At 40.5% G+C, this 15173-nt stretch carries 12 protein-coding genes; 5 read left to right on the forward strand and 7 right to left on the reverse strand.

Going from position 1 to position 15173, the window contains the following annotated elements; genetic code table 11:
* The first annotated feature begins 145 nt into the window (after window positions 1–145).
* Window positions 146–688 carry a hemerythrin domain-containing protein gene (locus tag Q4533_RS00590; RefSeq protein WP_102439282.1) on the forward strand — a complete coding sequence of 181 codons (543 nt, stop codon included), beginning with the start codon at window positions 146–148 and terminating at the stop codon, window positions 686–688.
* Between the two features lie 121 nt (window positions 689–809).
* Here Q4533_RS00590 and Q4533_RS00595 read toward each other — a convergent pair whose 3' ends face one another.
* From Q4533_RS00595 to Q4533_RS00615, 5 genes are all read right to left on the reverse strand, one after another.
* Window positions 810–995 carry a DUF3545 family protein gene (locus tag Q4533_RS00595; protein WP_076542968.1) on the reverse strand — a complete coding sequence of 62 codons (186 nt, stop codon included), beginning with the start codon at window positions 993–995 and terminating at the stop codon, window positions 810–812.
* 209 nt (window positions 996–1204) lie between these two features.
* Window positions 1205–2842, reverse strand: coding sequence for a glucose-6-phosphate isomerase (gene pgi / locus Q4533_RS00600; protein WP_102475621.1), 1638 nt, complete (start codon window positions 2840–2842; stop codon window positions 1205–1207).
* Between the two features lie 17 nt (window positions 2843–2859).
* A complete protein-coding gene (gene tal, locus Q4533_RS00605) occupies window positions 2860–3813 on the reverse strand; it encodes a transaldolase (protein ID WP_303501307.1) in 954 nt (317 codons plus the stop codon).
* Between the two features lie 305 nt (window positions 3814–4118).
* Window positions 4119–5222 carry an OmpA family protein gene (locus tag Q4533_RS00610; RefSeq protein WP_303501309.1) on the reverse strand — a complete coding sequence of 368 codons (1104 nt, stop codon included), beginning with the start codon at window positions 5220–5222 and terminating at the stop codon, window positions 4119–4121.
* 327 nt (window positions 5223–5549) lie between these two features.
* Complete coding sequence (locus Q4533_RS00615) at window positions 5550–7916, reverse strand: phosphoketolase family protein (RefSeq protein ID WP_102439209.1); 2367 nt, start codon at window positions 7914–7916, stop codon at window positions 5550–5552.
* 575 nt (window positions 7917–8491) lie between these two features.
* Between Q4533_RS00615 and Q4533_RS00620 the strand changes: the two genes are divergently transcribed.
* Both Q4533_RS00620 and yaaA read left to right on the forward strand, forming a co-directional pair.
* Window positions 8492–9928: a sodium:alanine symporter family protein gene (locus Q4533_RS00620; protein ID WP_076542978.1), complete on the forward strand. Its 1437-nt coding sequence runs from the start codon at window positions 8492–8494 to the stop codon at window positions 9926–9928.
* Between the two features lie 165 nt (window positions 9929–10093).
* Window positions 10094–10873 (forward strand): peroxide stress protein YaaA, encoded by a 780-nt coding sequence (gene yaaA, locus Q4533_RS00625; RefSeq protein WP_102475624.1) that lies wholly within the window; start codon window positions 10094–10096, stop codon window positions 10871–10873.
* 105 nt (window positions 10874–10978) lie between these two features.
* Here yaaA and Q4533_RS00630 read toward each other — a convergent pair whose 3' ends face one another.
* Window positions 10979–12415, reverse strand: coding sequence for a M20/M25/M40 family metallo-hydrolase (locus Q4533_RS00630; protein ID WP_102439207.1), 1437 nt, complete (start codon window positions 12413–12415; stop codon window positions 10979–10981).
* A 134-nt stretch (window positions 12416–12549) separates the two neighbouring features.
* On the opposite strand from Q4533_RS00630, the gene Q4533_RS00635 reads away from it, so the two are divergent.
* Window positions 12550–12846 carry a metalloregulator ArsR/SmtB family transcription factor gene (locus tag Q4533_RS00635; protein WP_076542961.1) on the forward strand — a complete coding sequence of 99 codons (297 nt, stop codon included), beginning with the start codon at window positions 12550–12552 and terminating at the stop codon, window positions 12844–12846.
* Between the two features lie 229 nt (window positions 12847–13075).
* Here the strand turns inward: Q4533_RS00635 and rpsT are convergent, their stop codons facing one another.
* Complete coding sequence (gene rpsT / locus Q4533_RS00640) at window positions 13076–13342, reverse strand: 30S ribosomal protein S20 (protein WP_076542960.1); 267 nt, start codon at window positions 13340–13342, stop codon at window positions 13076–13078.
* 255 nt (window positions 13343–13597) lie between these two features.
* On the opposite strand from rpsT, the gene murJ reads away from it, so the two are divergent.
* Window positions 13598–15157, forward strand: a complete 1560-nt coding sequence (gene murJ, locus Q4533_RS00645) for a murein biosynthesis integral membrane protein MurJ (RefSeq protein ID WP_303501310.1) — start codon at window positions 13598–13600, stop codon at window positions 15155–15157.
* The last annotated feature ends 16 nt before the right edge of the window (window positions 15158–15173 follow it).

The following is a 15173-nucleotide window of genomic DNA, read 5'->3' on the forward strand; positions in this document are numbered from 1 at the left end:
TTTTTGTTATTTAAACTCATCTGAATGTTTCAGATTTGTATTTTATGATCTCGGTCATAACATCTGCGCAATCCATAGTGTAGATTAATAATACTAGAGGTTTAAACTTTTTAGACATGAAGGAATTGTGGTAATGGAGAAGATGATACTTAAAAGGCTAATGAATGATCACAAACACATAGCCATATTATTGAATATTCTAGCCAAGAAAAATCACAAACTTTCTCAGGGTGAATCAGTTAATTTTGCGCTTATTCGTGATGTCGTCGAATATATGCAGGTTTATGCTGAGCATAGTCACCATCCGGTAGAAGATATTACTTTTGATTACTTTATTAAGCACTTTCCTAGCCCTAGTACGACCAGGCTTCATGATGAACATAGCAGTCTAGCAGAGTCATCTGGTGCATTGATGTATAGTCTGAATTTGATACTTTCAGATGTGGTGATTTCCCGAGAAAAGTTGGTTTCCGACTTAAAAGCGTATGTTGAAATCCAAACGGCTCATATGCAATATGAAGAAAAAGAGCTATTTCCTCTGTTTGCTAAGCACATGCAGGGCAGTGATTGGGATAAAATATGGCAACAATGTGAGCAGCGTTTAGTTGATGATCCGTTATTTAACGATAGTGATGATAATATCTTTGAAGAGCTTAAAGAGCATATTGCTGAAGTTGAACCACAGTAGCTGACTCTGTGTTATCTCGCCTAAAGGATTAATGATAACGAGTTAAAAGCATTAAAAAGAGCGCTATAAGCGCTCTTTTTATATATAGACCTTTGAATAACTATTCAGTTAGTTATCTTGCTTACAATGGCATCGCATCGAAATCAAAATCGAAACTTGTGTCAATGTCTTGAAGTTCCTTAAGTAAGCGTTGTTTATCCTTTAACGCTTCTATTTCTCGCCATTTACGTTTTTTATTTGAGCTTTTTGAGCGAGTTGGTCTTTCAACAACTTGGTCTAGCGCACCACCATAGTCTAAACGATCCATGGTAAACCTCCCTTGTTATTATGATGTCTCTATTCAAATAAATATCATATTCCGTCACTATAGTGCAATAGTTATGTTTCAATATTGTTAATGGGAGGTGGTGTTTAAGTGATGTTCAAGTGGTGTTTTGCTGGCGTATTTAGAGGCTTGTGCTATGAGGAAATGAAAGTGTATATAAAAAAGCCAGCTTTAGCTGGCTTTTTTAGTGTTTAAATCTGACCTTGACGGTATAAATTAATTAATGAATTACTGGAGCTATCAAGCTCTGTGGCATCATTTTTGGCGCCGATGCGGTCTAGGACATCGTTGCCAAGGACTTTACCTAATTCCACACCCCATTGATCAAAAGAGTTAATTTGCCAAATAGCGCCTTGAACAAACGTGCGGTGTTCATATAAGGCAATTAACGAACCTAAGGTCGTTGGAGTTAGCTTATCCATTAATAAGGTATTACTTGGCTTATTACCTGCCATTGTCTTGTGCTTAGCAATAAGGGCTTTATCAGCATCAGGCGTATCTTTGCCTGCCAATTCCGCTAAAGCTTCTTCATAAGTGCGACCTTGCATTAATGCTTGGGTTTGGCCAAAGCAGTTTGAAGCAAGCTGGTTATGATGTTCACCTAATGGATTGTGACTTTGCAGTGGCATAATAAAGTCAGCTGGGATAAGTGCTGTACCTTGATGTAACAACTGGTGATATGCATGCTGACCATTGGTGCCTTCACCACCCCAGATCACTGGGCCGGTATTGAAATCTACCTGAGTTCCATCAAGCATGACCGACTTACCATTACTTTCCATATCAAGTTGCTGGAAGTAAGCGGGTAAACCACGTAAATAATGATCATAGGTCAAAACTACATGGGATTGTGCATCATGAAAATTGCTATAAAGCACTGACAACATGCCCATAATCACAGGCATATTTTGTTCAAGTGGCGCTTGGGCAAAATGTTGATCCATTTGGTTGGCACCATCAAGCAGTTGCTTGAAGTTATCCATACCCACTAATAACGCTATGGGTAAGCCAATGGCTGACCATAATGAATAACGTCCACCCACCCAATCCCACATAGGGAAAATATTGTCAGCATCAATACCAAACTCAGTCGCTTTAGCAACGTTTGATGTTACTGCGACAAAGTGCTTGGCGACATCGGCTTGGCTACCACCTTGCTCGAGGAACCAGTCTTTAGCGCTTAGGGTATTGGTCAGTGTTTCTTGGGTGCCAAATGACTTCGATGACATGACAAATAAGGTTGTTTCAGCATCTAAGTTTTTAAGCTTCTCACAGATAGAGCTTGCGTCAACGTTAGCCACAAAATGGCAATTAAGGCCTTTTTGCCAATAAGGCCTTAATGCTTGAGAGACAATTTTAGGGCCAAGGAAAGAGCCACCAATGCCAATACTGACAATATCAGTAATGGTTTTGCCGGTGTAACCTTTCCATTCACCTTGAGATACAGACGCCACAAACTGAGTCATCTTTGCTAGTGTTTGCTGCACTTCAGGGACGATATTCGCCCCTTCAGCCATAATTACTTGCTCAGGATTACTCCTCAGCGCTGTGTGTAATACTGCACGGCCTTCGGTGTTATTGATAATATCGCCATTAAACATGGCAGAAATTTTAGCTGATAACTGGGTTTCTTCAGCTAATGCAAACAATAATCCTAAGCCTTCCTTATCGATACGGTTTTTAGAATAATCTAATAATAAACCGCAGCTTTTGAGGCTCATCTTCTCAAAACGTTTAGGGTCATTAGCAAATAGCTCCCGCATATGGGGAAGCGCTGCTGTATTTTTCTTTAGCTGCTGCCAAGTATTACTCTGAGTTAAATTAGTCATGCAAATCACTCCGTTGATTAGCTAAGTTTTGCGTTTAGCATAACCTCAAGTTTACCTTGGTCGATGGCAAAGTTGCGAATGCCTTCAGCAAGTTTATCAACAGCCATTGGGTCTTGGTTATATTCCCAACGGAACTGTGCTTCGGTTAATGGTGCTGGCGCGGCAACCGTTGTTGTTGCAGGTTTTAGCTTTTGGCTAATAAAAGTATCGCTATTGGCTAACTCTTCTAATAGCGCAGGGCCTATCGTTAGGCGGTCACAGCCCGCAAGCTCGATAATTTCGCCAGTGTTACGGAAACTTGCACCCATTACCACAGTGTTATAGCCGTGAAGCTTATAGTAGTTATAGATATCGGTTACTGATACCACACCAGGATCGGTTTCAGCGGTGTAATCAAGACCTGTGTCTTTCTTATACCAATCTAAAATACGACCAACAAATGGCGAAATAAGGTAAACACCTGCTTCAGCACAAGCTCGGGCTTGAGCAAAGCTAAATAATAGCGTTAGGTTACAGTTGATGCCTTGTTGCTCAAGCTCTTTTGCTGCGCAGATCCCTTCCCAAGTAGATGCTAACTTGATCAGAATGCGAGATTTATCAATACCGGCTGCTTGATATAGGTTAATTAGCTTATGGGCTTTTTCGATAGAGCCTGCTTTATCAAAAGAAAGTCTGGCATCGACTTCTGTTGAGATGCGGCCTGGAACAATCTTAAGAATTTCTACACCGATGTTGACGGCTAATTTATCACCTGCGTCTTCAACTTGCTGAGCTGTGTCATTTGACTGCTGTTTTGCCCAAGCAATAGCATCATCAATTAATGGGGTATATTCAGGAATTTGCGCCGCTTTTAAAATTAGAGAAGGGTTGGTGGTTGCGTCTTCTGGTTGGTAGCGTTTAATTGCTTCAATGTCGCCGGTATCAGCAACGATTGTGGTTAGTGCTTTTAGTTGAGCTAACGTGTTCGCCATGGAAATTTCCCTCTCAAGTAACAAAGTTATTTTGTTCAATACAGTTATTAAATGCGATCTTACTGTATTTTCCAACAACATTTGTAAAAAAATAACGCAAATAAACGTGAAATGAGCTCATAAGCAACTAATTGTGTAATTTAATGCCTGATTTATTAGTTGTTTAAGTTGTTTTTATCGTTGAAATAAAAGTGTTACCGATAACATCTCTTTGTTGGTAAGGGTTTTTATTTTTTAGCTGATGGCTACAAAAACAAAAAAGTCGCTGCAAGCAGCGACTTTTTATTACCAGCTTAATTAGTTGATTATTTTAGAACCGCACGTTTTTCTGTGCCGGTTACGATAGCTTCAATACGACGATTTTGCTTATGGGCTTCAGCGGTATTGCCTTCCATAATAGGTTTAGTAATACCATAGCCAATAGCTTGAATACGACTTGCTTCAATATCATATTTAGCTGCTAAAGCTTCAGCGACTGATTTAGCACGACTCTCAGAAAGGGTCATATTATATGCAGGCTTGCCAACATTAGAAGCGTGACCTTCGATTGATACGGTATGCTCAGGATTTTTCTTCAAGTAATTAGCTAATTTTTCAATGTCAGCATAAGAAGCTGACTTAATAACAGAAGAGTTGTTATCAAATAAAATACCACCTAAGTCATGATTGTCTGTTACAAATTCGTAGACAGTACAACCATTGGCATCAACTTTGTGAGTTGCTGGTGTATCTGGACAGCTATCTTGATCATCCATTACGCCATCGTTGTCGGAATCAATTGGTGCAGCAGCAGCTGCAACAACAGGGGCTGCTGCTTTAGCTTTACCAAAGCGGTAGCTTAATTCTAAGCCCCAATAGTTACTTTCCATTTCAAGGGTATTATATTTATCATCGTCTAAGTTTTCGTAGCGACGATATTTAGCCTGCAGCTTTAAGTTTTCGGTAAAATTATAACCGATACCAGCACCGATATAGGGCGCAATACCGCTGTCACTGTAATACTCAGTGCCATAATTTTTTATGTTCTTTAAAAGGTAGTTCATTCCGCCAGCCTCAGCAGACAAACTCCACTTGTCAGCGAAAGGATAAAAACCGACTAAACCTAATGCCATGCCTCTAGCGCCGACATCATTACGTTTATTACTGAAATCTGTCCATTGAATACGACCTAAGTCTCTATAACCGAGTTCAATACCAAAATAGTCATTAAATAAGTAACCACCGAAGACATCCCAAGCATAAGGGTCATCATCTTCACAGTGGGTCATTGTTTTAAGGTCGCAATGTGGTTCGTAATTATTAATCCCTAAACCACCACCGACATACCATGGCGTTAACTCTTGTTCTGCGACAGCGGCAAAAGGCAACATTGAGGTGAGTAATACTACTTTTAAGGTGTTTTTCATCATATATAGTCCATTGTTATTTTATGTCACCAAAACACATGTAAACCGATTGTTTACCTTAAGTGTCACCAGCACTTATTTGGCGTTCCTATTATGATTTAGCTGGCAAGCTAATTATCGTCTTAAATTCAATGGTTTTCCATAGTAGTTACGAATATTTTTAAAATATTATCAACAAACACCTAACGAATCCCCGCAAGATGTTGCAGTGTTGGTTTTTTCTAATGAATTGACGATGGGCTTTGTTGTCCGTGGTATAAAGAAAAAGCGCCCAAAGGCGCTTTAACTCGTTATAAACGATTGTAGTTTGTTTTTTGAACTCTAATCTTATTACCGAGTCCAAACCCAATTTTCAATGTCTACTGGGTCAACACCGTTGGCCTTAATGTAGTTACGGTGTTCGACTAATCTTTGGAGCATATCCGTTGTGATTTGAACATGCTGAGTTTCATCAATAACACCTTGTTGGAATAGTTTGTATGCCATATCAATCACAAGGTGATAACGTGATGTGCCATTACGAACGCCCATATCAAATGGTGTTGTAGTTGAACCTTCTTCTTCATAGCCTTTAATGCGGAAACGTTTACTGCCTTTATAATCAAATACCAATTTCTTGATGGTATTTGGATAACCATGGTAGTTAAATACCACGCCTTTATCTTCAGTAAATATTTCATCCATTAACCAAGGCTTATTTTGGAATTTACGACTACCTAAACCGTTACTATTAAGTTCAGTTACACTGACATAACGAATACGCACTCTTGGCAGTAGTTCTCTAATGAGTACTAATGACGCCATACATTCTTGAGTGACATAATCACCACAACCTGCAAGTACTACATCAGGATTATCATCTGATGCAAAATCCCATACCATCACGCCATCTTTAGTTTGCTTACGGGCTTCATCTAGTGATAGCCATTGAGGTAACTCTTTTTTACCTGCAACTAAAATGTTGAGTTTGTCGCGGTCTTCATATGCACGCTCTGTATAAGTGAGTGTACTGTTACCATCAGCAGGTAAATATGCAGAAATAATATCTGGATGCTTTTCTAACATAGCACCTAGAAATGAAGGGTTTTGATGCGAATAACCATTATGATCTTGACGCTCTAATAAAGAAGACAAAACAACATTACAAGAAGGTACAGGTTTACGGAAGTGAACCCCTTGACTGGCATACACATATTTACAGTACTGATCAGCCATTGATGAAACTACTTGAGAGAAGGCTTCATAGGTTGGGAACATGGCATGCCGACCTGTTACTGTGTAACCGTGCATCATACCGAAGAGTAAGTTTTCCGATAGCAGTTCAATAACACGGCCATCACGCGCCATATCTTGATCCCAGCTTTCAATCGGCCATTGCCATGCACGATCTGTTTCTTCAAATACCGCTTGCAGTTGATTTGAGTATGTTTCATCTGGGCTGAAGATACGTAAGTTACGTTGATCTCGATTTAATTTGAATGCGTCACGCATCCACTCGCCCATTTTGTACATTGATACGCCGCGAGTACCACGTGGGGTTTCTGGACCATAACTTAGTTTTTTAAGATCTGGTTGAGCAAGTGCACGGACTACTTCACCGCCATAACTTAAGTGTTGGCGACCACAACATAACTGCTTAGGTGGAATCAAAGATTGAATTTCTTCATCAAAGGTAATTTCACCTTGCGCATTGATACTGCACAGTTCATCAAATTTGTAACTTGCTAACCAGTCATTAAGCGCTTTTAGGTGACCTGCATCTGTTGCACACTTATTGACGATGACTTGATGAGATTCGCAGTTGCCAGCTAGCTTCTTACCGCCAAACTCAGATGTACCTGTCCAGCCTTTAGCTGTTCGCATAAGAATAACCGGCCAGCGAGGCTTACAAACATCTTCGCCGCGACGGGCACGAGTTTGGATATCATTGATCATCTCGTAAGCTAAGTCCATAGCCTCTTTCATTTGAACAAACACATCCTCTTCAAGTTGATCATCAACAATAATGGGATGATAACCTAAACCACGAAATTCAAGATCTAACTCTTCATGACTCATGCGTCCCATACGAGTCGGGCCTGAGATTTTATAGCCATTAATATGCACAATGGGCAGTACCGCACCATTGGTTGCAGGGTCGACTAACCGGTTGGCATACCATGATGCAGCTAATGGCCCTGTTTCAGACTCACCATCACCAACTAAACAAGCTGCGATTAAGTTTGGATTATCAAGAACGGCGCCCCAAGCAACGGATAATGAATAACCTAATTCGCCACCTTCTAAAATTTGGCCGGGGGCTTCAGGGTTTGCATGAGAAGGGTAGCCATATGCTGCTGAGAACTTTTTACAGATATCTTCAATACCTGATTCGTTATAGGGGATGGTTTCTGGATAAAAATGGCTTAAAGAACCTTCAACAAACAGGTTAGCTTGAACTGCTGGGAAGCCGTGACCAGGACCGACTAAATAAATGAATTCTCTTTCATGCTTAACGATTAAGCGATTAACGTTTGCATACACAAAATTGATACCTGGACAGGTACCCCAATGACCTAAAAGTCGAGGTTTAATGTCAGTATGTTGTAGCTCTCTTTTAAAAAGCACATTTTGCTTAAGATAGATTTGTGAGGTAGCGAGGAAGTTAGTTGCTCTAACATATTTTTTAAGAGCAGTGATTTCATTTTGCTGTGTCATAGTGACCTCATTATGAAAGATAAGATTGATTTAGCTTTTAATGAGAACACTGTATTCCCTAAATTGAATCAATAATGTGTTATTGATCTAACTTTGTATTAAAAAAAATCATTAATAAAATGATGTTAGGTTAAGAAATTGTTGAGTCACTTAGTGTTAGGCGATTTGCAATTGTTATTCTAGATGGGGCTTTAGGCGGCTATTTAAATAAATGTGATCACTGTCACCTATGTTTGAAGTTTTTCTATGCTAGTTTTTTCTCGCATTTTTTTGAGAACACCTATAACTAAGCGATAAGTGGTAAAGAGTGGTAATGTTTGCTGGGCTTTACTGGTTAAAGTCAGTAAAGTTAACTTGAATAATGCTAAATAATAATTAACTAATATATTCGCTCACTGAATTTAATAAACAGTAACAGCTTGGCTATTTACGAATACATGCTGAGGCTGCGAACTTAGATTTTGATGAGCTCATTATAATAATTCGATAATTTTATTTTGTCTGAAGGTGTTGCTCGGTTTAAGCATATTTTTACAAAATAAAGTTATTCCAAGGAATAGATTAAGCAAATGGCAATGTTAGAAACAATTGTTGGTTTCATGAACAATTTACTCTGGGGTAAATTGTTAGTTTATGGGCTGGTAGGCGCAGGTATCTTTTTTACTGTTCGTCTTGGCTGTATTCAAATTACTCATTTCGTACACGGCGTTAAAGTATTAGCGATTAGCCGCCGCCCTGGTAAGCATGGCTTATCTTCATTTCAAGTTTTTTGTACCAGTATGGCTGCCCGTGTCGGAGCCGGTAATATGGCTGGTGTTGCGGTTGCAATCGGTGCCGCAGGTCCTGGGGCAGTATTTTGGATGTGGGCCATTGCCATGCTCGGTATGGCGACGGCAATGATCGAGTCAACGTTAGCGCAAGTTTATAAAGTTAAAGACGTTGACGGGCAGTATCGTGGTGGCCCTTCATATTATATGGAAAAAGGCCTTGGCCAACGCTGGATGGGGATTCTATTTTCAATCCTACTGATTATTTGTTTTGGCTTAGTGTTTAATGCTGTTCAAGCAAATACTATCTCTGGTGCAATGACTGCCGTATTTGATTTAAATCCAATTTATGTCGGTCTTGGGATTGCGCTATTGAGTGGCCTCGTGATTATGGGCGGTCTTAAAAAGGTCGCTAGAGTGTCAGAAATTATCGTTCCGATTATGGCATTAGCCTACATTGCGATTGCCTTGGTTGTTGTTTTAATGAATGTTGAGCAATTGCCTGCCGTATTTATGTTGGTGATTAACAGTGCATTTGGCTGGCAAGAGGCCGCTGCTGGTGGTGTAGCATACAGTGTTGCTCAAGCAATGCAGGCGGGTATTGCTCGCGGCTTGTTCTCTAATGAAGCAGGTATGGGTAGTGCCGCCAATATTGCAGCAAGTGCTTCACCGAATCCTAATCACCCAGCGTCACAAGGTTTTGTGCAAATGATGGGTGTGTTTGTGGACACTATTGTTATCTGTACTGCTACTGCGGCAATTATCTTATTGTCTGGTGATGGTGGCGGCTCTGGTGATGGTATTGCAAGAACCATTAATGCATTAACGCATCATGTGGGTGACTGGGGTGGGGCATTTATTGCCTTTGCTATTTTACTTTTCTGTTTCACGTCAATTATTGCTAACTATTCGTATGCAGAAACTAACGTGATGTTTCTATCTGGCAATAAAAAAGGTGCACTACCAATCTTCCGTATCGCAGTATTAGGTATGGTTATGTTTGGCGCAGTGGCTAAGATTGGCATCGTTTGGGATTTAGCCGACGTTTCTATGGGCTTGATGGCGTTAGTTAATATGATTGCCCTGCTGTTATTGTCAGGTTTAGCGGTGAGAATTATTAATGATTACCGCCAACAAGTTAATAAGGGTGAAGATCCTGTATTTGATACGACTAAGTTCCCAGAGCTTGAAGGTCAGATAGAAGATGGGATTTGGATCAATAAAGAAGTTGAAGTGACCAAGTAACTCACTTTACTTAATCGCGAATGTTAATTGCAGATTAATCAAATCTGAAAAAAGCATTTAGCACAATCTAAAAAACCATGCAGTAATTGCATGGTTTTTTTTATGAAGCTCAGTATGATAGATAGCATGAATTAGAGTCCATTTTATAAAATAGGATTATCAGCAATGCTAGTATTAGTTTCTCCTGCCAAAACACTTGATTTTGAAACGCCTGCATCAACCAAGAAGTTTACTCAACCGACTTTGCTAGATTACAGCCAACAATTGATTGACGTATGTCGTGAATTGACGCCAATGGATATTGCCTCTTTAATGAAAGTGAGCGATAAAATAGCAGGTTTGAATGCGGCTCGATTTGCACAGTGGCAACCACGTTTTACTCTAGATAATGCCAAGCAAGCTATGTTTGCCTTTAGGGGCGATGTATATACCGGCCTTGATGCGGACTCACTGTCTGATATGGAAATCGATAAGGCTCAAAAGCACCTACGAATTTTATCTGGTTTGTATGGCTTACTGAAGCCGCTGGATTTGATGCAAGCCTACCGTTTAGAAATGGGCACCAGCTTGGTAAACCCCGCAGGTAAAAGTCTTTATGCATTTTGGGGCGAGACAATCACCAATGAAGTTAACGCAGCTGTTGCTAATCAAAGCGATGATATCGTCATTAATTTAGCTTCAAATGAGTATTTTAAAGCGGTTAAACCCAAACTACTTAAGGCCACTTTAATCACCCCGGTATTTAAAGACTGCAAAAATGGTCAATACAAGGTGATCAGTTTTTATGCCAAAAGAGCCCGCGGCTTGATGGCGCGTTACATTATCCAAAACGATGTGACGTCATTGGCACAATTGCAGCAATTTGACTTAGATGGCTATTATTACAGTGAAGACTTATCGACACCTGCAGCGCCAGTGTTTTTAAGAGAAGAGCAAATTAAGTAACCACTACAAGTTTCAGTGTAATGTAACGGGTAAAAAAATACTTAATAAAAAAGCAGCTAAGGTTTGAACTCCTTAACTGCTTTTTTGCGATAAAAGGCTGATAGATTATTTCTTATCGGCCTTTTTAGCTAATGGGCGTAAGTTAAGTTCTGATTGCGCCATGATATAAGCAAATTGCGCATAAGCAGCGACATTTTGCGCTAATGCGGTAGGGTCGATTTTATCTAAAGTGTCGTTAGGGGTGTGGTGATAATCAAAGTAATCAGTACCATCTTGTCGAAGGGACGCCACAGGGACACCTAGAGAGGGCATCATAGACACGTCAGGGCCACCAGAAGCGTTATTGTTCCCTAACTTAACCCCGTTGATGGTCATTGAACTGTGCTCAGTTTTAACTTGCTCAAATACGTGTGGATTAACGTTGAAATCAATTTGGTAAATCTTGCCTGCGCCAAAATCAGATTCTGCGGCAATATAATGATTAACCAGCTCGTCAGCATGTTGCTTTGCATAAGCCTTACCGCCAACTAATCCCACTTCTTCTGCGGCATATAATACCACTCGAATGGTTCTCGCTGGTTTTTGAGGTAAATCTTGAATCAATTTCGCCGCTGCAGTCACAATCGCAACGCCTGCACCATCATCAATTGCACCCGTGCCTTCATCCCAAGAGTCAAGGTGAGCGCCAATCAGCACCACTTCTTCAGCCTTACTACTGCCAGTTACCTCGGCAATAACATTGTAGGATGTTGCGACCCCTAAATTCTTTGAAGATAGGTTAAGTGATAAGCTGATGTTCTTATCTCTTTTTAACATGGCATTAATCATATCAGCATCTGGTGCAGACAATGCAGCAGCTGGAATTTTTGCCACTCCATCTTTGTAACGCATCATGCCGGTATGGGCCATGCGGTCATGATCGGTACCTATTGAGCGAATGACCACAGCGACAGCGCCTTTTTCTGCTGCAGCAACCGCGCCTCTTGAGCGGCCGCCAACAGACTGACCATAGCCTTTACCACTAATATGGCGCTCGGTTTTATGATCAATAAAGACAATTTTGCCTTCGACTAATGCTGGATCGGCGACTTGTAGTGCAGCAAGGGTGTCAAAGCGCACTATCTGGGCTTGTAAACCTGACTCAGGCGTTGCCACGCTGCCACCTAGAGCGCTAATGACCAGCGGTTGCTCAAACGGTGAGACGATTGATGCCTGAGCATGGCCTCGTGACCAAGCTGGGACTTGGACAGATTCCTTATAGACCTTATCAAAACCTAAGCTTTTGAGTTTATTCATCGCCCATTCGACTGCGATGAGATCTTTCTCGGAACCGGCGAGTCGAGGGCCGACTTCCACTGTCAATGATTCAACAATGTCATAACCTAAAGTAGAAGATAACGCCTTTGTGGCTAGTTGCTGGCTAATTACATCGTTAGCAGACTGTGGTAATTGTGTTACTTGGGTATCATTTGTCTGGCTTTGACAGCCTGATATAGCGGCTAAAACTATCCCTGTAAAAATTGATTTCTTATAGTTTTTCATGAGTTTCCTTCATTTTTATTAGCTAAGTCTCATTTTTAAAAACAATCTACCAAAAAGTGTGCTTCATGTCGCTGCCCGATTTGTTAGGGAAGGCTATATTAGTCTCAGTGATGATTAAGGAGAGCTAACGCGTGATGAATATAGAAATGATGCAGCAGCGAGCAGATCATGCTGTGGTAATGCTAAAGGCACTGGCAAATGAACGCCGTTTATTTATTTTGTGCCATTTGCTGAATGAAGGTGAAATGTGTGTCGGTGAGATGAATAAAAAACTAGGTCTAAGCCAATCTGCGTTATCGCAGCATTTAGCTTGGCTGAGAAAAGACAATCTCGTTTGTACACGTAAAGAAGCGCAAACTGTGTTTTATTCACTTAAAAGTGATGAAGTTCGTGAGCTAATAAAAGTATTGGATAATTTATACTGCCATTAATGGCAATAATTTTGATACCTATAACGTCTTAACAATATCTTGCTACTGATGACAGTGAGATCGAGTTAAGGCGTTTTTTTATGTCTTAAATATGGATTTGATATTTAGCGCAAAAATGTCCGTAAAAGCTTGAAGGCTGGGCAAGTGGAGAGAGTATTTTTGTGAGTTATTTTATTGCAGATATAAAAAAACCGACCTAAGTCGGTTTTTGTAATATAAATCGCTAAAATTAAGCAGCTAGTGCTTTGATTTTTGCGTTTATACGTGCCTTTTGACGAGCAGCTTTATTCTTGTGAATAAGGCCTTTAGTCGCCATACGGTCAACAATTGGTTGTGCTGCTGCGAATGCTTCTGTAGCCGCTTTGTGGTCACCGCTCTGGATAGCAGCGATAACTCTTTTAACGTATGTACGTAACATTGAACGACGACTAGCATTATGCTGACGACGTTTTTCAGACTGAAGCGCGCGCTTCTTTGCAGACTTGCTATTAGCCAAGGTGCAACTCCTAAAACTGGGTTTAATACTTTGAGGGCGAGGAATATGCCTGCTTTTATTCATTTTGTCAATGAATATGGTAAAAAACTCGTCAAAAAGACAAATAAAATACCTTGCTTGGTTATCTTCAACCCAACTCGTGTAAGATGTGGCGCAATTCTATCAGTTCTTATACCCCATAGACAGCATTAGAATTGAAAATTTGAGATATATCAGACTTAATTTAAACGCGTATGTGCGACTTTGGAGTAATGCTTGAGTAAATCGTTATTAAAATCAGGTGCTATCGTCAGTGTTATGACCTTGATATCTCGGGTGCTTGGCTTAGTTAGAGATGTGGTTATTGCCAATTTGATGGGGGCTGGCAGTAGTGCTGACGTTTTTATTTTTGCTAATAAAATCCCTAATTTTTTACGCCGACTATTTGCTGAAGGGGCCTTTGCACAGGCATTCGTGCCGGTACTCACGGAATACCAACAAAACAAAACACCTGAAGAAACCCGTGAGCTGATTGGCAAGGTCGCTGGAACATTAGGTGGTATTGTCAGTGTGGTTACCTTAATAGGCGTCATTGGCTCACCGATACTCGCTGCTTTATTCGCTGGTGGTTGGTTTTATGATTGGTTAAATGGTGGCCCTGGCGCGGCTAAGTTTGAACTCGCTTCTTTGATGTTAAAAATTACCTTTCCTTATTTATGGTTCATTACGCTAACGGCGTTAGCTGGCTCAATTTTAAATACCCGGGGCAAATTTGCGGTTTCGGCCTTTACACCCGTATTTTTGAATATAACCATTATTATTGCCGCTTTAGTGTTTGCCCCCAAGATGGAACAACCTGAAATCGCTTTAGCTTTAGGGGTGTTTTTTGGTGGTTTAGTGCAGTTTTTGTTTCAAATTCCGTTTTTACTACGTGAAAATGCCTTAGTAAAACCGTCATGGGGCTGGAACCACAGTGGGGTCGTGAAAATCAGAACCTTAATGATCCCTGCATTATTTGGCGTTTCTGTTTCGCAAATCAATTTACTGTTCGATACCTTTATTGCCAGTTTTTTAATGACAGGCTCTATTAGTTGGCTTTACTACTCAGACCGCTTACTTGAGTTCCCTTTAGGATTGTTTGGTATTGCCATTGCGACGGTTATTTTGCCAGCTTTATCTAGAAAGCATATTGATGATAAAGGCAGTGGTTTTAGTGACACTATGGACTGGGGAGTAAGAGCCATTTTATTATTGGGCATGCCAGCCATGCTGGGATTAATCATTCTTGCTCAGCCGATGTTAATGGTGCTTTTTATGCGCGGCGCATTTACAGTATCTGATGTTGAGATGGCATCGTACAGTTTAGTGGCTTATGGTTGTGGCTTACTGAGTTTTATGATGATTAAAGTATTGGCGCCGGGGTATTACTCACGCCAAGATACTAAAACCCCAGTTAAATTCGGTATTATCGCCATGGTAAGCAATATGGTGTTCAATATCATTTTTGCCATTCCATTTGGCTACGTAGGACTTGCAATTGCCACTTCTATGTCAGCCTTTCTTAATGCCGGCCTGTTATATCGAGGCTTACACCTAGCTGGTGTCTATAAAGTCAATCGTTCAACCATGGTATTTTTCGCTAAAGTGGTCATTGCGACACTCGTGATGGCAGCGCTTTTAGTTTACTTATTACCAGAGCAGCAAATGTGGTTAGATATGGCAATGCAAGTTAAGGTTTACAGCCTGTTAAAACTCATCATATTAGGTGCATTAGCCTATTTATTCAGCTTAGTGCTAATGGGGCTAAAACCTTGGACAATGAAACGTCGATCATGAATGCTGATTATCCATT

Origin of the sequence: Shewanella sp. 6_MG-2023 (assembly GCF_030547195.1) — a bacterium.
Taxonomy (GTDB): domain Bacteria; phylum Pseudomonadota; class Gammaproteobacteria; order Enterobacterales; family Shewanellaceae; genus Shewanella.

Bases quoted from the DNA above. Each gene is read 5' to 3' on its own strand.
- Q4533_RS00595 (WP_076542968.1), bottom strand. From the start codon at position 995: ATGGATCGTTTAGACTATGGTGGTGCGCTAGACCAAGTTGTTGAAAGA.
- pgi (WP_102475621.1), bottom strand. From the start codon at position 2,842: ATGACTAATTTAACTCAGAGTAATACTTGGCAGCAGCTAAAGAAAAAT.
- tal (WP_303501307.1), bottom strand. From the start codon at position 3,813: ATGGCGAACACGTTAGCTCAACTAAAAGCACTAACCACAATCGTTGCT.
- Q4533_RS00610 (WP_303501309.1), bottom strand. From the start codon at position 5,222: ATGATGAAAAACACCTTAAAAGTAGTATTACTCACCTCAATGTTGCCT.
- Q4533_RS00615 (WP_102439209.1), bottom strand. From the start codon at position 7,916: ATGACACAGCAAAATGAAATCACTGCTCTTAAAAAATATGTTAGAGCA.
- Q4533_RS00620 (WP_076542978.1), top strand. From the start codon at position 8,492: ATGTTAGAAACAATTGTTGGTTTCATGAACAATTTACTCTGGGGTAAA.
- yaaA (WP_102475624.1), top strand. From the start codon at position 10,094: ATGCTAGTATTAGTTTCTCCTGCCAAAACACTTGATTTTGAAACGCCT.
- Q4533_RS00630 (WP_102439207.1), bottom strand. From the start codon at position 12,415: ATGAAAAACTATAAGAAATCAATTTTTACAGGGATAGTTTTAGCCGCT.
- Q4533_RS00635 (WP_076542961.1), top strand. From the start codon at position 12,550: ATGAATATAGAAATGATGCAGCAGCGAGCAGATCATGCTGTGGTAATG.